At 64.3% G+C, this 19941-nt stretch carries 21 protein-coding genes; 7 read left to right on the forward strand and 14 right to left on the reverse strand.

Annotation, left to right across the window (positions count from 1 at the left end):
* Positions 1–75 precede the first annotated feature (75 nt).
* The 3 genes from AC0L2A_RS16940 (at position 76) to AC0L2A_RS16950 (ending at position 1931) form a co-directional block, all read left to right on the forward strand.
* Positions 76–981, forward strand: coding sequence for a bestrophin family protein (locus AC0L2A_RS16940; RefSeq protein WP_473609748.1), 906 nt, complete (start codon positions 76–78; stop codon positions 979–981).
* A 123-nt stretch (positions 982–1104) separates the two neighbouring features.
* On the forward strand, positions 1105–1515 hold the full coding sequence (locus AC0L2A_RS16945) for a DoxX family protein (RefSeq protein WP_473609749.1): 411 nt from the start codon (positions 1105–1107) through the stop codon (positions 1513–1515).
* Between the two features lie 152 nt (positions 1516–1667).
* A complete protein-coding gene (locus AC0L2A_RS16950) occupies positions 1668–1931 on the forward strand; it encodes a YMGG-like glycine zipper-containing protein (RefSeq protein ID WP_473517774.1) in 264 nt (87 codons plus the stop codon).
* Positions 1932–2007: 76 nt separating this feature from the next.
* Here AC0L2A_RS16950 and rpsP read toward each other — a convergent pair whose 3' ends face one another.
* The 7 genes from rpsP to AC0L2A_RS16985 form a co-directional block, all read right to left on the reverse strand.
* Positions 2008–2409, reverse strand: a complete 402-nt coding sequence (gene rpsP / locus AC0L2A_RS16955; protein ID WP_027153676.1) for a 30S ribosomal protein S16 — start codon at positions 2407–2409, stop codon at positions 2008–2010.
* Positions 2410–2452: 43 nt separating this feature from the next.
* Positions 2453–2779: a chorismate mutase gene (locus AC0L2A_RS16960; RefSeq protein ID WP_023803766.1), complete on the reverse strand. Its 327-nt coding sequence runs from the start codon at positions 2777–2779 to the stop codon at positions 2453–2455.
* A 7-nt stretch (positions 2780–2786) separates the two neighbouring features.
* Positions 2787–4415: a signal recognition particle protein gene (gene ffh / locus AC0L2A_RS16965; RefSeq protein ID WP_023803767.1), complete on the reverse strand. Its 1629-nt coding sequence runs from the start codon at positions 4413–4415 to the stop codon at positions 2787–2789.
* A gap of 324 nt (positions 4416–4739) precedes the next feature.
* Entirely contained in the window at positions 4740–5702 is a 963-nt protein-coding gene (locus AC0L2A_RS16970; protein WP_473609751.1) for a lysostaphin resistance A-like protein, read from the reverse strand.
* Positions 5703–5993: 291 nt separating this feature from the next.
* Complete coding sequence (locus AC0L2A_RS16975; protein ID WP_023803769.1) at positions 5994–6593, reverse strand: DUF1236 domain-containing protein; 600 nt, start codon at positions 6591–6593, stop codon at positions 5994–5996.
* A 63-nt stretch (positions 6594–6656) separates the two neighbouring features.
* On the reverse strand, positions 6657–7751 hold the full coding sequence (locus AC0L2A_RS16980; RefSeq protein WP_473609752.1) for a zinc-binding metallopeptidase family protein: 1095 nt from the start codon (positions 7749–7751) through the stop codon (positions 6657–6659).
* Between the two features lie 115 nt (positions 7752–7866).
* Complete coding sequence (locus tag AC0L2A_RS16985; protein WP_473609753.1) at positions 7867–9114, reverse strand: flavin monoamine oxidase family protein; 1248 nt, start codon at positions 9112–9114, stop codon at positions 7867–7869.
* A 267-nt stretch (positions 9115–9381) separates the two neighbouring features.
* Here AC0L2A_RS16985 and AC0L2A_RS16990 point away from each other — a divergent pair, with 267 nt between their 5' ends.
* Positions 9382–10176, forward strand: a complete 795-nt coding sequence (locus tag AC0L2A_RS16990) for a lytic murein transglycosylase (RefSeq protein WP_287240078.1) — start codon at positions 9382–9384, stop codon at positions 10174–10176.
* A 118-nt stretch (positions 10177–10294) separates the two neighbouring features.
* Here AC0L2A_RS16990 and AC0L2A_RS16995 read toward each other — a convergent pair whose 3' ends face one another.
* The gene (locus AC0L2A_RS16995; RefSeq protein ID WP_473609755.1) at positions 10295–11224 is read right to left on the reverse strand and encodes a hypothetical protein; all 930 of its coding nucleotides are present in this window, start codon (positions 11222–11224) and stop codon (positions 10295–10297) included.
* Between the two features lie 61 nt (positions 11225–11285).
* Positions 11286–11891, reverse strand: a complete 606-nt coding sequence (leuD, locus tag AC0L2A_RS17000) for a 3-isopropylmalate dehydratase small subunit (protein WP_473609756.1) — start codon at positions 11889–11891, stop codon at positions 11286–11288.
* Positions 11892–12043: 152 nt separating this feature from the next.
* Here leuD and AC0L2A_RS17005 point away from each other — a divergent pair, with 152 nt between their 5' ends.
* A complete protein-coding gene (locus tag AC0L2A_RS17005) occupies positions 12044–12469 on the forward strand; it encodes a GNAT family N-acetyltransferase (RefSeq protein WP_473609757.1) in 426 nt (141 codons plus the stop codon).
* 66 nt (positions 12470–12535) lie between these two features.
* Here the strand turns inward: AC0L2A_RS17005 and AC0L2A_RS17010 are convergent, their stop codons facing one another.
* The 4 genes from AC0L2A_RS17010 to AC0L2A_RS17025 all read right to left on the reverse strand — a co-directional run bounded on the left by AC0L2A_RS17010 (position 12536) and on the right by AC0L2A_RS17025 (position 17580).
* Positions 12536–13702, reverse strand: a complete 1167-nt coding sequence (locus tag AC0L2A_RS17010; protein WP_473609758.1) for an NAD(P)/FAD-dependent oxidoreductase — start codon at positions 13700–13702, stop codon at positions 12536–12538.
* Between the two features lie 66 nt (positions 13703–13768).
* On the reverse strand, positions 13769–15265 hold the full coding sequence (locus AC0L2A_RS17015; RefSeq protein WP_473609812.1) for an ATP-binding protein: 1497 nt from the start codon (positions 15263–15265) through the stop codon (positions 13769–13771).
* A 59-nt stretch (positions 15266–15324) separates the two neighbouring features.
* Positions 15325–16020: a response regulator gene (locus AC0L2A_RS17020; protein ID WP_473609759.1), complete on the reverse strand. Its 696-nt coding sequence runs from the start codon at positions 16018–16020 to the stop codon at positions 15325–15327.
* A 3-nt stretch (positions 16021–16023) separates the two neighbouring features.
* The gene (locus AC0L2A_RS17025) at positions 16024–17580 is read right to left on the reverse strand and encodes a DUF4153 domain-containing protein (protein WP_473521484.1); all 1557 of its coding nucleotides are present in this window, start codon (positions 17578–17580) and stop codon (positions 16024–16026) included.
* A gap of 574 nt (positions 17581–18154) precedes the next feature.
* Here AC0L2A_RS17025 and AC0L2A_RS17030 point away from each other — a divergent pair.
* Together AC0L2A_RS17030 and AC0L2A_RS17035 are read left to right on the forward strand one after the other, a co-directional pair.
* Entirely contained in the window at positions 18155–19039 is an 885-nt protein-coding gene (locus AC0L2A_RS17030) for an HpcH/HpaI aldolase/citrate lyase family protein (RefSeq protein ID WP_473609760.1), read from the forward strand.
* 26 nt (positions 19040–19065) lie between these two features.
* Positions 19066–19272, forward strand: coding sequence for a DUF1737 domain-containing protein (locus AC0L2A_RS17035; RefSeq protein ID WP_023804277.1), 207 nt, complete (start codon positions 19066–19068; stop codon positions 19270–19272).
* A 188-nt stretch (positions 19273–19460) separates the two neighbouring features.
* On the opposite strand, the gene AC0L2A_RS17040 is transcribed toward AC0L2A_RS17035, so the two are convergent.
* Positions 19461–19883: a metallopeptidase family protein gene (locus tag AC0L2A_RS17040; RefSeq protein ID WP_023802719.1), complete on the reverse strand. Its 423-nt coding sequence runs from the start codon at positions 19881–19883 to the stop codon at positions 19461–19463.
* Positions 19884–19941 lie beyond the last annotated feature (58 nt).

A 19941-nucleotide genomic window follows, 5' to 3' on the forward strand; every position in this document is an offset into this window, starting at 1 on the left:
TGCTGGGCTTGTACGTGTATTGCGTCGCACAATGGAACCGACCAGGATCATTGCCGGTCCGTGAAAGGGGTTTCGATGATCGTTCGCCCGCGCCCGGGATTTTTGCATCTGTTCTTCATCATGCGCGGCTCGGTGGTGCCGCGCATCCTGCCGCAGATCTTCGGCTTCGGCATTTATGGCGCACTGGTGGTGCTGGCGGTCAGGGCCCTGCAGCTTGACCTCGGCAATGCCGGGCCCGCGCCGCTCGCCTTGCTCGGTGTGGCGCTGTCGATCTATCTCGGCTTCCGTAACAATGCCGCCTATGACCGCTGGTGGGAGGCGCGCAAGCTGTGGGGCCAGCTTGTGTTCGACATTCGCAATCTGGCGCGCGCCAGCACCGGGTTGATCGAGGATCGGGTCGAACTGCGCGGGCTGCTGATGGAGGCGATCGCCTTCTGTCACTTCCTGCGCGGCCTGCTTCGGCGGGTCGATGCCACGACCGACGCACGCGCGTTCATCGATGAAGCGGCCGAAAGTGCTGCCAAGCTGGCCAACCCGCCGGACGCCATGCTGCGGCGGATGGGCGAGCGAGCCGCCGCGTTGTACACGGCCGGCGCAATCGATGTCATGGGCTACCGCATTCTCGACGAGCGCCTATCGCAAATCGCCGCAGCGCAGGCCGGCTGCGAGCGCATCATGGGAACACCGCTTCCGTTTGCCTACACGCTGCTGTTGCAGCGCACCGCCTATATCTTCTGCCTGCTGCTTCCGTTTGGGCTGGCCTCGACTGCCGGTTGGGCGACGCCGCTGTTCACGGCGCTGATCGCCTACACCTTTTTCGGCCTCGACGCGCTTTCGGAGGAACTCGAGGACCCGTTCGGCACCGAGGCCAACGATCTCGCCCTCGACGGTCTGTGCCGCGTCTGTGAAATCTCGGTGTTCGAGGCGCTCGGCGAGGCGCCGCCAGAAATGATCCCCGCCAAAAAATACTATTTTTCCTAGGGTTTGTTCCCGCGCTCACCGAAGCACCGTGCGCTGGAAAAATCATAAGCGTGTCGGATCGCCGCCTCACGCCGCGTCCTTGGTTCGACCCTCGCCAAGAGGGCTCGAAACACCGGAGGACCAATGACCACGTCTCAAACAGCATCCGTCACGCCGAGCGCGCTGTGGACCGGCCGCGGGCTCAGCGCCCTCATCGTGCTGTTCATGACCTTCGACGGCGTCATCAAGCTGCCGCCGCTCGATGTCGTCACCCAGACCATGGTACAACTCGGCTGGCCGGCCGATCCCGATGTCTCGCGCATGCTCGGCATCGTCGGGCTGGTCTCGACCGCGCTCTATGCGGTGCCGCGCACCTCGGTGCTCGGCGCCGTCCTGCTCACCGCCTATCTCGGCGGCGCCATCGCGACCCACGCGCGTCTTGGCAGCCCGCTGTTCTCGCACACCTTGTTCGGCGTCTATCTCGGCCTCATTCTGTGGGGCGGCTTTTTCCTGCGCAATCCCGGGGTGCGCTCGCTGATCCCGTTCAGCCGGTAGCGGCGGCGTCAAAAGCCTTTCGATGGCGGTCGCGCCGCCAGAGAGGCGGCTGTCTGCCGCCACCCTTCTTCCTTGTCCTTGGATCAAATCGACCGGTTGCGAGTTAGACGATGTGGGGCGAGGACGGAAAACCCCATTTGGGAGGAGCGACGATGAAGAAATTGGTGGTCCTGATCATATTGGCAACCACGCTCGCAGCCTGTTCCCGGACAGAACAGGGCGCCGCGGTCGGTGGCCTGGGAGGCGCTGCTGTCGGCGCTGCCGTTGCAAATGACCCGGTGGAGGGAGCTGTTGTTGGTGGTGCTGTCGGCGCCGTCGCCGGCGCACTGATCGGTCGTGCGACCGAACCCGGCCGGTGCCGCTATAGCGATCGCTATGGACGCGTCTACATCGCCCGCTGCCCGGCAGGCTATTGATCGGGCCGCGTCATAGCTCCGACGAAATGAAACGGCGGGCAAAGCGCCCGCCGTTCCGTAAGCGATAAAAAGCGGATTATTCGGCGGTCGCGGCTTCCGCCTCGGCCGGCGCGGCTGCCGCAGCGGCAACCGCGGCGGCTGCATCGTCCTGCGCCTTCTTCAGAAGTGCGGCGCGTTCCTGCGCCTTCTTGCCGGGTTCGGCCTTCTTGGGATTGGAGCGGGCCTCGCGCTTGGCGATGCCGGCCTCGTCGAGGAAGCGCAGCACGCGGTCGGTCGGCTGGGCGCCGTGCGAGAGCCAATGCTTGACGCGGTCGGCGTCGACCTTGACCCGCTCGCCGTCCTTGGGCAGCAGCGGGTTCCACGAGCCGAGCGACTCGATGAAACGGCCGTCGCGCGGCGAACGGGCGTCGGCGACGACGACGTGGTAATAGGGACGCTTTTTCGAGCCCGCACGGGCCAGTCGGATTTTCAATGGCATTTCTTTTCTCCTAAAACGCTGATTTCGGGTTTACGGCTGGTCCTCAGCCGGTTTTCGTTCCGCCGTTGGATGCGGCGATATGCTCGTGATGGCGGATCACTTCGCGGACGACGAAGTTCAGGAATTTCTCCGCGAAATCCGGGTCGAGATGGGCGTCCTTCGCCAGTTGGCGAAGGCGGGCGATCTGCTGCTGCTCGCGCGCCGGATCGGCCGGCGGCAGGCCATGCGATGCCTTCAGCTCGCCGACCGCCTTGGTGCAGCGGAAACGCTCGGCCAGCATGTGGATGAGCGCTGCGTCGATGTTGTCGATCGAGGCGCGGTAGTCGACCAGCGCCGCGCGTGCGTCGGCCATGTCCTTCTCTTCGTTCATCGCGCCCTCACTTCTTCTTGCCAGGGGCGTTCTTGCCGAGCATTGGCAGACCGCCGCCGGATCCTGGCAAACCAGGAAGCTTCATGCCGCCGGGCAGCCCAGGCAGACCACCGCCACCTGGGAGGCCACCGGGAAGACCCTTCATGCCGCCGAGACCGGCTGCCTGTGCTTGCTTCTGCAAGGCTTCGAGCTGCTTGGGGTCCATCTTGGACAGGTCCGGCATGCCGCCGCCCATCATGCCGCCCGGGCCACCCATGCCCCCTGGCATCATGCCGCCGAGTCCCATCTTCTGGGCCAGACCGCCCATCATGCCACGCATCAGGCCACCGCCTTTGCCCTTGCCGCCCATCGCTTTCATCATGTCGGCCATGCCGCGGTGCATCTTCAGGAGCTTGTTGATCTCGGCCGCATCGGTGCCGGAGCCTGCGGCGATGCGCTTCTTGCGCGAGTGCTTCAGAATATCGGGGTTGGCGCGCTCGGCCTTGGTCATCGACGAGATGATGGCGAGCTGGCGGCCGAACATCTTGTCGTCGAGACCGGCGGCAGCCATCTGGTCCTTCATCTTGCCCATGCCCGGCATCATGCCCATGATGCCGCCCATGCCGCCCATCTTCGACATCTGCTGAAGCTGGCCGGCAAGATCGTTCAGGTCGAACTTGCCCGACTGCATCTTCTTGGCCATCGCCGCCGCCTGCTCGGCGTCGATGTTTTCGGCAGCCTTTTCGACGAGGCTGATGATGTCGCCCATGCCAAGAATGCGGTCGGCGATGCGCTTGGGATGGAATTCCTCCAGCCCGTCCATTTTCTCGCCGGTGCCGATCAGCTTGATCGGCTTGCCGGTGACGGCGCGCATGGAAAGTGCCGCACCACCACGGCCGTCGCCATCCATACGGGTCAGCACCAGGCCGGTGATGCCGACGCGCTCATCGAAGCTTTTTGCCAGATTGACGGCATCTTGGCCCGTCAGCGAATCGGCGACCAAAAGGATTTCGTGCGGCGACGAGACCTTCTTGATGTCGGCCATCTCGACCATCAGCGGCTCGTCTATATGGGTGCGGCCGGCGGTGTCGAGGATGACGACGTCATGGCCGCCGAGCTTTGCCGCCTGCACGGCGCGGCGGGCGATGTCGACCGGCGTCTGGCCCTCGACGATCGGCAGCGTGGCGACCTTGACCTGCTCGCCGAGCTGACGGAGCTGCTCCTGCGCGGCGGGACGCCGCGTGTCGAGCGAGGCCATCAGGACCTTCTTGTTCTGACGCTCGGTGAGGCGCTTGGCGATCTTGGCCGATGTCGTGGTCTTGCCGGAACCCTGCAGGCCGACCATCATGATGACGACTGGAGCCGGTGCATTGAGGTCGATGGCGACGCCCTCGGCGCCCAGCATCCCGACCAGCTCGTCATGGACGATCTTGACGACCATCTGCCCGGGCTTGATCGACTTCAGCACGGCGGCGCCGACGGCCTTCTCGCGCACCTTGTCGGTGAAGGAACGCACCACTTCCAGCGCAACGTCGGCCTCAAGCAGCGCACGGCGCACCTCGCGCAGCGCCGCCGAGACATCGGCCTCGGACAGGGCGCCGCGGCCGGTGAGGCCGTTCAGGATCGAACCAAGACGTTCCTGTAGCGATTCAAACATTCTTCTTCCTTTTCCCTGGCACCCGGATGATGCCCGAGAGGTAATGCGTTCGCGCCCAGTATCCAACCCAAGCTGTCCAGGCAAAAGCCCAAAGCCAAAAAGCACCCGGGGGCGCACAGCGCTGCCGGATGTTGGCCTCCAGGATCGATTTACAGCACGTCGCCTCAAACAGGCTTCGGCGTCCCGGTCGGCTTGCTCGGAGGGATACTCGTCGCGGAATTCGCGGGCTGTAGACAGGAAATCGGCCGCGGAGTCAAGGTGCGGGGCCGAATACGCTGAACCGGGCCGGTTTGGTTTATGGCAGCACCACCAGCGTGATGCGCATCAGCTTGGGCCGCCGGGGTGCGAAAAATCCGGCTCGACCTTCAGCGGCGAGCGCGGGTGCAGCAGCAGCAGAACGGTCAACAGGCTGCAGACGATGCCGATCGCCGCGATGAGGACGGCATCAAGCGTCGTCCAGCCGGGGCCTTCGAGCGGCTTGGCGTTGAACAGGGCGAAGGAATTGTAGCTTTGCTGGTGCGAAATCAGCAGGAAGCCGGTCAGATTGTTGCCGAGGTGGGCGCCGAAGGCCGCGCCGAGATTGCCCGTGGCATAGACCACAAGCGTCAGGAGCAGCGCAAAAGCGGCGATCGAGGCCAGCACGCAGGCGTTGATGGCGGTCGTCGAGCCTGGGTTCCAATGCATCGCAGTGAACAGAAGTCCTGGCAGCAGCGCCCAGATGAAGGGGTTTTGAAAGCGGTTGGCCAGGCCCCTGAGGAGATAGCCGCGAAACAGCACCTCTTCGGACGAGGTCTGCAGCAGGGTCAGCGCGGCGATCGGGATCAGGAACAGCAGCCAGGACGACAGGCCGATCGCACCGCGCGCAATGTCGGGCTGCAAGAGATAGAGCAGTATCTCGGAGAGCAGCGATGTGACCAGCACCGCGGCCAATCCCCTAAAAAATCCCGAGCGCGAAACGCGGCGGCTGGTGCCGATCAGCGCCATCAGCGGCTCGCGATGGATCCAGCGCATGGCAGCCCACAGGCCGAGCCAGATTCCGGCAAAGGAGGCGAGCGCGGCGAGGATCCCGGCGGGTGAGGCCATGAAATTCTGCACCGCCCCTCCTTCCATCGGGGCGCCGGACGATGCTTGCCAGACGACGAAGAAATAGGCGCCGCCGAACAGCACGGCGACGGTCGTCGCGACCCAGAACAGGACGACGATCGCCGTTCCGAGCAGGAGCCGCGGCAGGGTCGTCTTGGCGTTGGGAGTATGCCGATAGCGCTCGAAGGCGGCAGGGTCTATCACGCGGGCTCACAGGCTGGTGCTTCGGGTCGCATGATCTATTCGATCGGGTCGTGCCGCGCAATCGTCACGGCAATCGGCGTTGGCGCCGCCCCTCACCTGCCTGCCGGCATCCTCTCCCCGTGAACGGGGAGAGGGGCGCTCTACCAACGATTTCGCTAATCGCCAGCATTGCAGAAGAGGCCGCTTCTCCCCGTCACTATACGGGGAGAAGCGCCCGGCAGGGCGATGAGGGGCGGCGCCGACTTCGACAGTTCCGTCAATTGTCTGAGGCGATTGCCCTGTTCGGCACCGTCAGCGCTCGACGTACATGATGCGTCGGGTGCCGGGGTCGACCAGTGCCGGCTGACCGTTCACATAGACATAGCGGTAGTCATAGTCCGGAATCTCGCGCAACTCGACGGTATCGGGCAAGGTCGCGCCGGTAACCACCTCGCCCTCGAGATAAACCGGGTCGACCCGGTTGGTCTCGATGTAGGTGCGGACTTCGGCCGGCGGCCGCCTGATCGGCTCGATCGGCTCGCCAGCGACGATCGCTCCGGTATAGATGTCGGGATCGTCGACATCGGCGGGGGCTTCGACGATGGTAATGTCTGCGTCGGCCGGGCGCCGGGTCAGGACGACCTCGTTGCCGCCGAAATCGGCCGTCACATAGTCGGAATAGATCCAGCCCTGGCCATTGGCCTCGGCTATGGTGCACCATTTGCTGTTTTGGATGCAGCCATCGAGCGTTGCCGACTGGCCGGCGGCGAGCACGCCGATGACTGGGTATTGCGGCCCTGGGCCGGCGCGAATGTTGAGATCGGCGACCGCCGAAACGGCGGTATCGGCCAAGGCTGTGCCGGACATGGCGACAAGCGCTCCGGCGACAGCAGGAAACAGTATGCGCTTCATGGTTTCGCTCCGTGTTGATGGTCCCTCGCGAACGAAAACGAAACAAGACCTCATGCGTTCCGGCTAAAACGCCTCGGCCGGCTCACGTTTTGTTCCGGTTTCTTTCACGACACCGGTCAGGAGTTCATGGACGAAGGCCAGCTTCTGTGCCGTCAGCTCCGAGATGACGAAGGGATAGAGGTCCGGCAGGCCCATGCAGCGGTTGATCGAGTTGGACGCTTCCGACAGCACCAGCCAGCGGGCCAGGATCTTTTCGAACGGTTCGGGAACGGCGGCAGGTTCAGACGGCGCCGGCTGGAGCTCGCCGCCGGTGTCGCCCCGCGACAGGTCGTTGGCCTCCACGGTTTCCAGCCGGCCGAGCGGGAAATTCAGCGCATGCACCATCTCCAGCGTATCGGCGATGTGCAGATGGTGCGCCCATGTCTCGGCCCAGTCCTCCCAGGGATGGGAGGCGGCATAGGCGGAAATGTGGTCCTGCTGCCAGTCGGGCGGCGCGCCATTGGCATGGTAGGTCTTCAGCGCCTGCTCGTAGTCGGCGCGCTCGTCGCCGAACAAGGTGCGGAAGGCGGCAAGCCGTTGCGGGTCGTCGCGGATCAGGCGGTCCCAGTAATAGTGGCCGAGCTCGTGGCGGAAATGGCCGAGCAAAGTGCGATAGTTCTCGCCCATCTCGACGCGCCGTCTTTCGCGCTCGGCCGAGTCGGCCTCGGCGACATTGAGTGTGATCAGGCCGTTGTCATGGCCGGTCAGGATGCGCGCGCCACCCGGACCGCCGATCGGATCGGCGAGAAAGTCGAAGGCGAGGCCAGCCTCGTCGCCGGCGTTCTGCTTGGGTGCGACCGGCAGTCCGGCGGCGAGCAGCGAATAGATGGCCCGCTTCTTTGCCGCTTCGACGCGGATCCAGCGACGGCGGTTGCCATCGACCGAAAGGTCCGGGATCAGCTGGTTCAGCGCGCAGGCGCGGCAGAAGGCATGGCCAGGTTCCGCCATCCAGTTGCAGGCGCACTCGTCGGCATTGGTGCACTGGAAAACGCCGCCGGCGCCAGACAGCACGAAGCGCGCATGCCCGGCATCGTAAAGCACGGGGCTGGCACAGTTCAGGCACTGGGCGTTCTCGAAATAGAGGCGGTGGCCGCAATGCGGGCAATCGAAGAGCTTCATACCGATCTCGAATCACCAGATCTCAAATCACCAAGTCTCAAATCATCAGGCCCGGATATAGTGCGCAGCGGCATATCGCCCAAACGCCTGTCGGCGGCCGGCGTTCCTGCCGTTGCTATTTTGCCGCAAGCTGAGCGGCGACCGTTCTCGCCACCGCCTCGCCCGATAGCCTGGCGCCGCCGCAGGTCTGCATCAGCGGACCGGCCAGATGCTCACCGGCGAAGAAGATTTTTTCCGCCACCGGCTGCATCAGCGTGGCGCGCGCCTGCGAACGGCCGGGTCGGGCCGCCGCATAGGCGCCGCGCACGAACCGCTCGCCGCCCCAATTGGTCATCATGGCGCGCCCGACATGTTTTCTGACGTCGCCGCCGAAGATGGCGCACAGCCGGTCGACGACGAAGTCGACGCCTGCCGCCTCGCCCGCCGCCGACATCTCCCAAGCGAAATCGCCGCCGACGAAGCCGACCATCAGGTCAAGGTCGAAGGGAAAGCAAAGGAAGTAGATGTCGTGCCTGGCCAGCCGCTCGATCAGCAGGTCGTCGAACGGCGCCAGCCCGAGCCTTGTGCCCCTGATCTCAACCGGCAGCTTGGTCAGCATGCCCATCGGCAGGTCGAAGAAGGCAGCGAAATGCCTGTCTGGCAGCGCCGGCGCGAATTCGATCTCCTCGAAGGCGAGCACCGCCGGCGAGGCGGTGACGATGACCGCCTTGGCGCGGATGATGCCGCGATCGGTGACGCAGGCGACGCCGGGCACGTCCCAGAGGACTTTCCGCACCGGCGTCGACAGCTCGACCGGCACGTCGGCGCCGAAACGGGCGACCAGCGCGCCGAACCCCTCCTTGGTGAAGTAGTTCGGATCGAGATCGGCGGCAGCCTGAAAGTCGCGGATCGATATCTCGTCCTCGTCGGCGCCGAAGTCCATCGGCCCGGCGAAGGTGGCGGCGGCGCGCGGCGCATGGCCCCTGGCGAGCAACGCCGAAAGACGGTCGTCGTCACCAACCTTGACCTCATGCGCCGCCAGCAGCTCGAACAGCCTGATATCGGCCGCCTTCATTGCGGCCTCTTCGTCTTCGCTCGCCTTTCGGTTGCGATAATAGAGATGGTCGATATTCATGTCGTGATGATGAAGCGTCCAGCGGGCAGCTTGCGCCTCGGGAAAGTAGGGATTGCGGTTGGCCGCGTGCAGCCAGGCGCAGCCGATGTCGAAAGGAACGCCGAAATGCTGGTCGCTGGTCCAGGCGCGGCCGCCGATACGGTTCATCGCTTCGACCAGCTTGAAGGAAAGGCCGGCCGCACGCACGGTCTTGGCGGCGGAAAGTCCCGCCGAGCCGGCGCCGATGACCACGACGTCAACGTCTTCCATGAATATTCTAGCCCCCCGCCACAATAATTACTTGATCGTAAGCAAGTTGTCCGGCATTCGCCAGCGCTGCGGCGAGGATGCGTAAACGAGTTCTTAGCGCATCGGCCCCGAAAGTCGGTTCCGATTCTCGGAAAGCACGATGCGCAGATTGTAAAGTGCTGGAGCGTACTGCGTCCAAGCGGACGCACGTCGCTCCAACGGTGACAAGCGGGCGTTTCGCTGGCAAATTCGTATTCGGGACAAGATTCAGGCAACCAGGAGAGCAACATGGCATTTTTTGCCAAGGCAAAGATTTTCGCAGCGGCGGCATCGATGATGCTTGCGGCGGCAACAGCGGCACAGGCCGCGCAATGCGGCAAAACGGGCGCGGGCTTCGAAGCGTGGAAGGCGGAGTTCGCGCAGGAAGCAAGGGCCAGCGGTGTAGGCTCGAAGGGTCTGGCCGCTCTGGCTAACGCGACCTACGCAAAAAGGACGATCGCCGCCGACCGCGCTATTCACAAGGCTTTCGGTGGCTCGGTGGATGCTTTCATGAAGCGCCGTGGCGCGTCCACAATCATTTCCAAGGGCCGTTCACTGAAGAAGTCGAACGCGGCGCTGTTCGACAAGATCGAACGGACCTACGGCGTGACGCCGGGTGTGTTGCTCGCCATCTGGGGGATGGAGACTGGCTTCGGTTCCTTCTTGGGAAAGCAGAATACGGTCTCTGCCATTGTAACGCTTGCCTATGATTGCCGCCGCCCGGAGTTCTTCTACCCGCATGCTGTTGCAGCCCTGAAACTGGTTGATCGCGGCGCGCTGAGCGCCTCGTCGGTCGGCGCCATGCATGGCGAGATTGGCCATACGCAGTTCCTGCCCGGAAATGTCTTGAAATACGGGGTCGGCAGCGGAAATCTGCGCGACAAGGCCACTGCGTTGGCTTCCACCGCCAACTTCCTCAAGGCTCATGGTTGGCAGGCGGGTGCCAGCGCACAGGCGAATCTCGGTGCAATTGCCGGCTGGAATGACGCGAGCAACTATCAACAGGCCATCGCCCGCATCGCCACGGCAATCGACGGCGAGTGATAAAAGTCTCTATTCGACGGAAAGCCCGGCCATGCGCCGGGCTTTTTTGTCGATGGTCTGAGGTTACGACTGCCGCCGCTCGACCCCGCCTCGGGAACGAAGGCATGAAGCAGAGAAGCTAATTCGGCGAACCGAGCGCCTTGTCCATCGCTTCCCTGACCTCGGCCGGCCACGTGTTCACCGCCGGCCACGCATCCGGCTCGGGCTCGTCGCCGCGGCGGGCGAAATAGAGCTTGTGGTTGGCCGGATCGATCGCCATGAAGCCGTCGTCGCCGCCGCAATCATGCGGCATGCAGCCGCTGGCGTGGAAGACGCCCGAGGTGGTTTTCTCGGTGCCGCCGCCGACCAGCAGGCTGGTCGCCATGTCGGGCATCTGCTTGCCGAGCAGCGACGCGGCTTGCCTGTAGACGGCCTCGTTATGGAAGGCATCGACGATGCTGTCGTATTTCGCCGGGTCGACATCTTTCCAGCCGGTACCCGGCTCCGGCATGTAGGCGAGGTTGCCCAAGGTCGACAACCCGCCGGTCGGCGACCATTGCAGCGCCGGCTTCGATTCGCCCGGCAAGAGATTGGGCACGAAATAGATGGCGCCGTCGGATAGCGCGGCCGGCGGTGCGCCGCATTCGTCCTGCTCGACGGTGGTCGTCTGGATCGTGCCGCCTTCCGGCTTCCACACGATCACCTTGGCCGGACCGCATTGATTGCCGCCGTCGCCGACATCGACCAGCGCCACCGTGACGCCGCCGACCTCGACAATCCTGTCGAAGAAGACATCGTAATTGCGCGCCAGTTGCTTGCCGTCATAGGCCAGCACCTTCTCGCCATAGTCTTCCTGCTGGGTGATGGTCAGCTGCCCATTCTCGAACGGGACCGGTGCTTGGCCGTCATCCTCGGCCAGGGCCGCATTGCTCGACGCGCCCAGGTCGGCGGCCCCGCCGGACGCATCGTCAGCCGGCACGAGCACCGTGTCGGTCTGTGCATGCGCGCCAGCCACCGGCATCAGTATCCACGCCAGCGCCCAGGCGCCGGCAAGCAGCGAACGTGTCATGCCTGTCCCTCCGTGCAGCCGCCACGAACCCGGCCTGTCGCGGCCGGGGTCATCCTACCGTTCAGGCCCAGGGCCGCAGCTCGGCGTTCTTCTTCTCGAACGAGGCGATGGCGTCGGCCTTCTCCATGGTCAGGCCGATATCGTCGAGCCCGTTCAAGAGGCAGTGCCGCTTGAAGTCGTCGAGGTCGAACTTGACCACGCCGCCGTCCGGACCGCGGATTTCCTTGGCGTCGAGGTCGATCGACAGGGTTGCGTTGGAGCCGCGCGAGGCGTCGTCCATCAGCTTGTCCAGATCCTCCGGGCTGACGGTGATCGGCAGGATGCCGTTCTTGAAGCAGTTGTTGTAGAAAATGTCGGCGAACGAGGTCGAGATGACGCAGCGTATGCCGAAGTCGAGCAGCGCCCACGGCGCATGCTCGCGCGACGAGCCGCAGCCGAAATTGTCGCCGGCGACCAAGATCTGCGCCTTGCGGTAGGCCGGCTTGTTGAGCACGAAGTCGGGGTTTTCCGAGCCGTCGTCCGTGTAGCGCATTTCGGCAAACAGTCCGCTGCCGAGCCCGGTGCGCTTGATCGTCTTGAGATAATCCTTGGGAATGATCATGTCGGTGTCGACATTGACGATCGGCATCGGCGCGGCAACGCCGGTGAGCTTGGTGAATTTTTCCATAGGTCTTGCCCGTCTTCTTTTCGCTGCGGGGATGTATTGGCGCCCGGTTTACACAAAGCTGCAGGCAAATAAAAGGCGGCTGTTTTCGCAAGCTTTGGTCCTAGAGCACGGACCGCTTCAAAGTTGCCGCCCTATGGTGCACCGTGGCCGGAATGACAACACGTCCCAAAGTGCTCTACGCCAGCGAACTGAACCTCGACGCAGCCGAGTTCCGCCGCGTGCTGGTGGAATCCGGCCTCGGCGTCACTCGGCCCATCGATGACGACGTCCGTCTGAAGGCGATGCTTGCCAATGCAGATCTGGTGCTGACGGCGCGCCTCGATGCGCCTGGCAAGCCGCTGATCGGCCTCGCCCGAGGCATCACCGACTTCTCGTGGGTGTGCTATATTTCCGAGCTCGCCGTCTGCAAATCGGCGCAAGGGCTCGGCATCGGCAAGGGCCTGCTCGACGAAGCGCGGCGGCAGCTCGGGCCATCCGTCGCCATGTCACTGATCTCCGTGCCCGACGCCGTCGGCTTCTACGAACGGATCGGCATGACGCGGATGGCGGACGCGTTCTGGTTTGGCCGCGAGCGCTGACGGCTGGCCTTGCGGTGGCGGAACCCTTTGGTGCCGAGGGACAGCACCCCCCTCTGTCCGCCAGCCTCAGATCACATTCAACTCCCTGAAAGCCCGCCCCTCGGCAACGCGCTCATACCCAAACGCCGAGCAGTCCACCGTGCGGTAGCCGCCATGCACGATCAGCTCGGCCAGCGCCTTGCCGACCGCCGGCGCCTGCTGCAGGCCGTGGCCGGAAAAACCGTTGGCGAACAGGAAATTCCCGACCTGCGGATGCGGGCCGATCACCGCGTTCTGGTCGAGCGTGTTGTAGTCGTAATGACCGGCCCAGGCGCGCGTCGGCTTGATCGCCTCGAAGGCCGGGATGCGGGTCGCCAGCACCGGCCAGATTACCTCTTCGAACAGCGGCCAGTCGGGTTCGAAATCGCTGGGATCGGCGGGGCCGTCGCCGTCTCCCGGCTCGGCCCCGCCGGTGATGTAGACCGAGCCTTCCGGTCTGACATAGATGCCTGAGGGATCGACCAGCAGCGGCATGTCGTCATATTTCTCGCGCGCCTCGAAGATGAAGACATTGCGCTTGCGCGGTTCCACCGGCAGCACCAGTCCGGCCATTGCCGAGACTTTTCCGGCATTCGGCCCGGCGGCGTTGACGACGATACCGGCGTCGAGCCTTTCGCCATTGTCGAGGCTGACGCCGGTGACACGGTCGCCCAGCCGTTCGATGCCGGTCACGTCGGCGGTGATGAAATCGATCTTTTTGTCGCGCAGCGCCTTGCGGAACAGCATCAGCATGGCATGCGCGTCGAACCAGCCTTCGCCGCTGCGGCCATAGGCGCCGGCGGTGATGCCCTCGGCCGACAGCCATGCGAACCGGCGGACGAGCGCCTCCGCATCCTCAAGCACGATGTCGGCGCCCTCGGCCAACTGCGTCTGGTGATTGGCCTTGAGGATCGGCAACCCGTTCTCGCCGGCAAGGATGAGGTAGCCGCCTTCTCGAAAACCGATATCGGCGTCGGCCCCGAACTCTTCCGTCAGCCGCCGGAACAGTTTCAGCGTGAACTGCGACAGCCGGATGTTTTGCGGAATCGAAAACTGCTGGCGGATCGAAGCGCAGGACAGCGTCGTCGCCGCATGGGCGAACTGCGGGTCGCGCTCGACCAGCGCGATCGAGCCCGAAAACCCTTCCTCGCGCAGATAATAGGCGATCGAGGAGCCGACGATGGCTCCGCCGATGATGACGACGTCGTAGCGCACTTTTTCGCTTCTCCAGTTCTGAAGCATGATCCCGAAGCCGGTTTTCTGAAACGATCATGCTGCAATTCATACAGCCGGCAGGATGATCTCGAAGCGCGTGCCGCGCTCGGAGTCAACCAGGCGGATCGTGCCATCATGCGCTTTCAGCAGGGCCAGAACGATGCCGAGGCCCATGCCGGTGCCGCCGCAATCGCGGCGTGTGGTGAAGAATGGCTCGAAAATACGCGCGCGGTTGCTCGGCGAAATGCCGGCGCCGTCGTCGCTCACCTGGATCGTCGCCTTGCCGCCTGCGCTCGCCGCCGTGACCGAAACCAGTGTCGCGCCATGCCTTGCCGAATTGTCGATGAGATTGGCCAGCACGATCGCTGCGTTCTCGGCCGAGATGCGCAGGCCGGTCTCGCCGCCCGCCTCGACCCGAAGCGCCAGCCTGTCCCCGGTCGGCAACAGCGCCAGGGCCGCAGTGAGCGACGTGCTTTCGCCGCTGGGCGCAAGATTTTCGGCGCGCGCCAGGTCGAGCAGACGACGCACCAGCAGATTGAGCCGCCCGGCGTCGGTGACGATATTGTCTGAAAACCGCCGCCGCTCGGCCTCGTCCATTGCGCTACCTGAATCGCGCAGCAGTTCGGCCGCCCCCTGGATCGCCGTCAGCGGCGATTTGAGCTCGTGCGAGACATGGGTGGCGAAGGTCTGGATGCTGTCGGAGCGCGCATGCAGCTTTTCGGCCATCTCGAGGAAAGCGTCGGACAGCGCTGCCATCTCGCGCGTGCCATGATGGTCGAGCGGCCTGATCGCTGCTCGATCACCGGCGGCGATGCGCTTTGTCCGCTCCATCAGCGCGTAGATCGGCCGGCTGACGGTGCGCAGGAAGATCAGGCCGATGAGCAGCGTGCCGCCGAGGATGGCGATCGCCGCCAGCACCACCTTGCCGCGCTCGCCATAAAGATGCTTGACGATGTTGTTCGGCGTCCGCGACAGATAGACGACGCCGGCGACCTTGCCGTCGACGGCGATCGGCATTGCGACGAAGACGCGGACTCTCGTGCCGCGGCTGACCGAATAGAGCGAAGGTGGCGGCTCGTCTGATATCCTCTGCCTGAGCGCGCTGGCATAGCGGCCGGCAAGTGCTGCGCGAACCTCGCCGACGGCGCCGAGCGACAGGCCGATCTCCTCGCGTCCGGCGATGACGACGCCTTTGGGATCGAGCAGCCGGAAGCCGGCAAGCGTGGTTTTCTGCGTCTCGGCAAGAATGCCCGACAGCCGCGCGCCGATCGCCGTGAAGGCGGGATCGACGGTGGCGGCTGTCGCCGCGGGCCGTGTCGCCAGAACCTTGTCGGACGCAAGATCGAGGCTTGGCTCGATCGGCCGGTAGGGAGAGTCCGGATTGTCGCTGTCGGCAGGCACGGCCGCGCCGAGCTTTTCAGCCGGGATGCCGACGTCGCGGACCTCTTGCGCATGGATGGCGGCAAGGGCGGCACCCTGCGCGATCAGCTCGGCCTCGGTCTGGCGGATCAGCTGGTTCTCGTAGAGCCTGAAGAAGAACAGGCCGACCAGCGGCAGCGCCATCACCATGATCAGGATGGCGACAACGATGGTGGCGAGGCGCGGCCGCCATTTATGCGCGGTCACGCGCCGCACCGGCCGAGCCGGAAGCCGACGCCATGCACGGTCTCGATCGCATCTTTGCAGCCGGCCGCCGCCAGCTTGGCGCGGATGTTGCGGATATGGCTGTCGACGGTGCGGTCGGCGACATGGATGTTGCCGGCATAGGCATTGGCCATCACCATGTCGCGCCCAAGCACATGCGCCGGGCGCGCCAGAAACCCCTTCAGGATGGCGAATTCGATCGAGGTCAGCACCAGCGGCCTGCCGTCGAAGCTGGCGGCGTGGCTGGCCGGCAGCAAAGCCAGTCTGCCATGCGAGAATTGCCTGTCGTCGGCCTGTTCGGCTTTTGCCGGGCGGGCGCGCCGCAGGATGACGTTGACGCGGGCGACCAGCTCGCGCGGGCTGAACGGCTTGGTGACATAGTCGTCGCCACCCATTTCGAGCCCCAGGATGCGATCGATTTCTTCATCACGCGCCGACAGGAACAGCACCGGCACATCGGATGTGTGCCGCAGCCGCCGGCAGACCTCCAGCCCGTCCATCTCCGGCATGCCGATGTCGAGCACGACAAGGTCGGGCGCGCGGCGCTCGATCGCCTGCAAGGCGGCGGCGCCGTCGGCTACCGCAACCGTTTTCATGCCGGCCTTTTCGAGCGCGAAACAGATGATCTCGCGGATGTGCGGATCATCGTCGGCGATCAGGATGTGATGCGGCATCGATCAGCGGCCCGGCACGAAGGGTTCGGAGCCCTGAGGAACCACGAACGGGATGGACGTGTCGAGAGTGCGAAGGAGCCGCCAGTCGCGAAAGCTCCAGGCGCGCCAGTTTTCCTGGGCCGCGCGGTAGCCGGCCTCGTCCTGTCCCAGCAAACGGACGAGTTCGCGGTAGGGGGAAACGCTGGCCGTATTGGTCCTGGCCTGATGCTCGAGGAAGCGATCGAGTGCCGGTCGGGCGCTGGGACCGAGCGAACGCAGGTACCATATATCGAGCTCGCTGCCGTGGCCGGTCATTTCGAATGAGTGCTCGACATTGTAGTTGGCGATCAGGGCGGCAAAGTTGATGAACGAGCAGGCATAAAGCGTCGCCGATAGCGTCAGAAGATTGGCGGAAAGCAGCCATTCATTGGATTTTCCGAGCGCGATGCGGGCGATGATCAGGGCGAGGCCCGCCGCCACCAGCCCCATCCAGACGAAGGCGGCGACGCGCCAGTAGGTCAGCGCATAGATGCCGACATAGAGTTCAAGCCGCAGGATCGACGAGATGACCAGCACGATGTTCTGCGCCACCCAGACATAGACCAGCCGGCGGATGAACGGATCGCTGGAAGTGGCACTTCCCGGCCTGAGCGCCGCCAGCACGAAACCGGCGGCGAGCAGCGCCGTGACGATCAGCGGATAGGCGCCGCGATGCGCATAGGCGGCGTAGGTCAGCCCGTCGGGCAGGGCGATGCCGCCCCACAGATAGGTGGCGTCGAGCGCGGTCTGCATCGCGAACAGGATGTTGAAGATGACCAGCGCGCGAAGGATGGCGGCCTTGCCGAAGATGATGTCCTCGATCGCCCTGGCGGGTTTTGTCGTCGTCGTCACCGCGCTGACAGGGACAGGTGTCACCCGACGCGCAATGCGGCGCAAGAAGCGCGGCAGGCGCGGGCGCAAAAAAGCCCAGACGCCGGCAAGCACGACCAGCCAGAAGGCCAGCCGCGGCAGCTGGATGAGGTCGAGCAGTGCGTGGAGATCGATCAGCGACAGCCAGTATTCGATAACCGGATTGGCGGCGCCGAACAGCGCCAGAAACACTGCGCCCAGGGTCAGCGGCATGATCCAGACGGCGATCGCCGCGAAGCCGATGCGCCGCCGGCCAAGCCGCCGCGCCGCCTTGCGCCAGCGGACGAAATCGTGGACGAACCGAAACGGCGCTGCGAGCAGGAACAGCGCGACCTGGCCGGCAATGCGGGCAAATCCGCGCCGCAGCCGCCCGACCAGCGAAAGCGCAAAGACGGCCAGCGCCGCAAGCCCGATCGCGACGGACAGCGCGCTGACATTTTCAAGGAACGGCAGTAGCCCGACAAGCAGGGCAACGGGTTTGAACCAGGCCCGGCCGGCGCCGAGCGCCGACGGCTGGAGCGCCGCGGCCGCGGCGGCCAGCGTCATGCCGAACAGGAAGAGCGTGATGCCGACCGGCTGCCCATAGAAGAAGAAATCGGCCAGCGCGGCAAGCAGGACGGCAACGCCGAAGCGCGCACAAGTGCCCGGCGCGGCGGCAAGCAACGATGTCATGATCGGGCTTTCTCTACGGCTTTGATCCGGCCGGGGGGCGGAGATTTGCGGATGAAGGGGAGGAGGGTCGCCGAACCCGGCCGCGGTGGATCGACGAGCCAGCAACCGTCATTGCGGAGGGGCAGGGACCAACGAGGTTTTTCGCGCTCTTGCATGCCGCCCTTTTCGCCGGCCGAAATGCAGGCAGCGAGGCGGGTCCGAGGAGATTTTCCGCAATGTTGTGCAGTTTTTGTGCAGGGCAATCGCTTCAGCCAGATGAAAGTTTTCAATTTGTGTCGGAGACGCTAATTGTCGAAGTCGTCGCCGCCCTCATCGCCCTGCCGGGCACTTCTCCCCGTATAGAGACGGGGAGAAGTGACCGGTCGCAACCGTGGCGCGTATTCTACAACGCTGGAAATTGGCGAAATCATTGAGAGCGCGCCCCTCTCCCCGTCACTATACGGGGAGAGGATGCCGGCAGGCAGGTGAGGGGCAGCACCAACGCCTGAAGATAGGGAAAATTCAACCTGAGGCGATTGGCCCGGTAGAAGCCAGACGGGTTGCTTCGATCGCCTCCAGGCGGCATAGATCAGGCATGACTGAAACCTGCCGCCCGCGCCGCTCGGTGCTTTACGTCCCGGCCTCGAACGACAAGGCGCTGGCCAAGATCTCGTCGCTGGCCTGCGATGCCGTCATCATCGATCTCGAAGATGCTGTCGCCCCGGCCGACAAGGTTTTTGCGCGCGAAAAACTGGCTGACATTTTCCCTCACCGCGCAAACCTGCGCTGCGAAATGGTCGTGCGTATCAACCCGCTCTCCAGCGAATGGGGCGCCAGGGACTTGCTGGCGGCGGCACGCTGCGAGCCCGACGCCATCCTGCTGCCCAAGGTCGACACGCCGCGCGACGTCCTGGAAGCCGGCGACGTGCTGGACGACAATTTTTCACCCGACGCGGTGAAGCTGTGGGCGATGATCGAGACGCCCAAGGCGCTGCTCAACATCGGCCCGATTGCCGAGCTTGGCCGCGATCCGGCCTCGCGGCTGGTCTGTTTCGTTGCCGGAACGAACGACCTGGTCAAGGACACCGGCATTCTCGCCACGCCTGACCGGCGCTATCTCACACCATGGCTGATGCAGATGGTGCTCGCCACGCGCGCCGGCGGCCTCGACCTGCTCGACGGTGTCTTCAACGATTTTCGCGATCTGGACGCTTTTGCGCGCGAATGCGCGGAAGCAGCCGCCATGGGGTTCGACGGCAAGTCGCTGATCCACCCGGCCCAGATCGATGCCGCAAACCGCGCCTTTGCACCATCTGCCGAAGCCGTGGCCGAGGCGCGTGCGGTCAAGGAGGCCTTCGAGCTTGCCGAAAATGCCGGCAGGCAAGTCATTGCGCTGAATGGAAAGATGCTCGAACGGCTGCATCTGGCGCAGGCCGAGAAACTGCTGGCGAAGGCGGCCGCCAGCACCAGCGGGGCATGATTGGCAACTTATCACAGGAATGAAAAATGAAACTCTACCGCTTTCTGTCCGGCCCGGACGATTCCAGCTTCTGCCACAAGGTGACGGCGGCGCTAAACAAGGGCTGGCACCTGTTCGGCTCGCCAACCTATTCCTACGACAAGCAGACCAAGGTCATGCGCTGCGGCCAGGCCGTGGTGAAGGATGTCGAGGGCCAGGAATACGGCCCTGGCACCAAGCTCAGCGATTGGTAGATTTGCACAGCTCGACGCAGGGTGCGTTGAGATTCAGGTCAGGCCGCGCCGGAGTCGAAGACGGGCGCGAAGCGACCAGACTGGGTAGTTTCCGAGAACCGGAGCGGAGCGTACTTTTGGGTACGTGAGCACAGGAAGCGCAGGGAACTGCCATTCGCAGGCCGGCATCACCTGAATATCAGCACAGCCTATTCGGCTGCCTCTTCGATCCGCTCCATATCGTCATCCGACAGGCCGAAATGGTGGCCGATTTCGTGGATCAGCACATGGGTGACGATATCGCCCAGCGTCTCCTCGTTCTCGGCCCAGTAATCGAGGATGGCGCGGCGGTAGAGCGTGACGCGGTTCGGCCCCTCGCCGGTCTGCGGATTCCAGCGCTCGGCGATGCCGCGCCCCTCGAACAGGCCGAGCAGGTCGAAAGGCGTTTCCAGCGACAAATCGTCCATGATCTCGTCGGTCGGGAATTCGGCGATCTGGATGACGATCTCGCCGGTCAGCTTGCGAAACTCCTCCGGCAGATGGGCGTAAGCTTCTAGCGCCAGGAACTCCATTTCCTCCATCGACGGCGAAAGCTCGTCGTGCCAGGTACGGGTTTTGTAGATGCGGGCCATGCTTTGTCCTTCTGATCCCGGCATATAGGCTTTCGCGCCGGACTCGGCAATTGGCCGG

The organism is Mesorhizobium sp. WSM4844 (assembly GCF_055811775.1).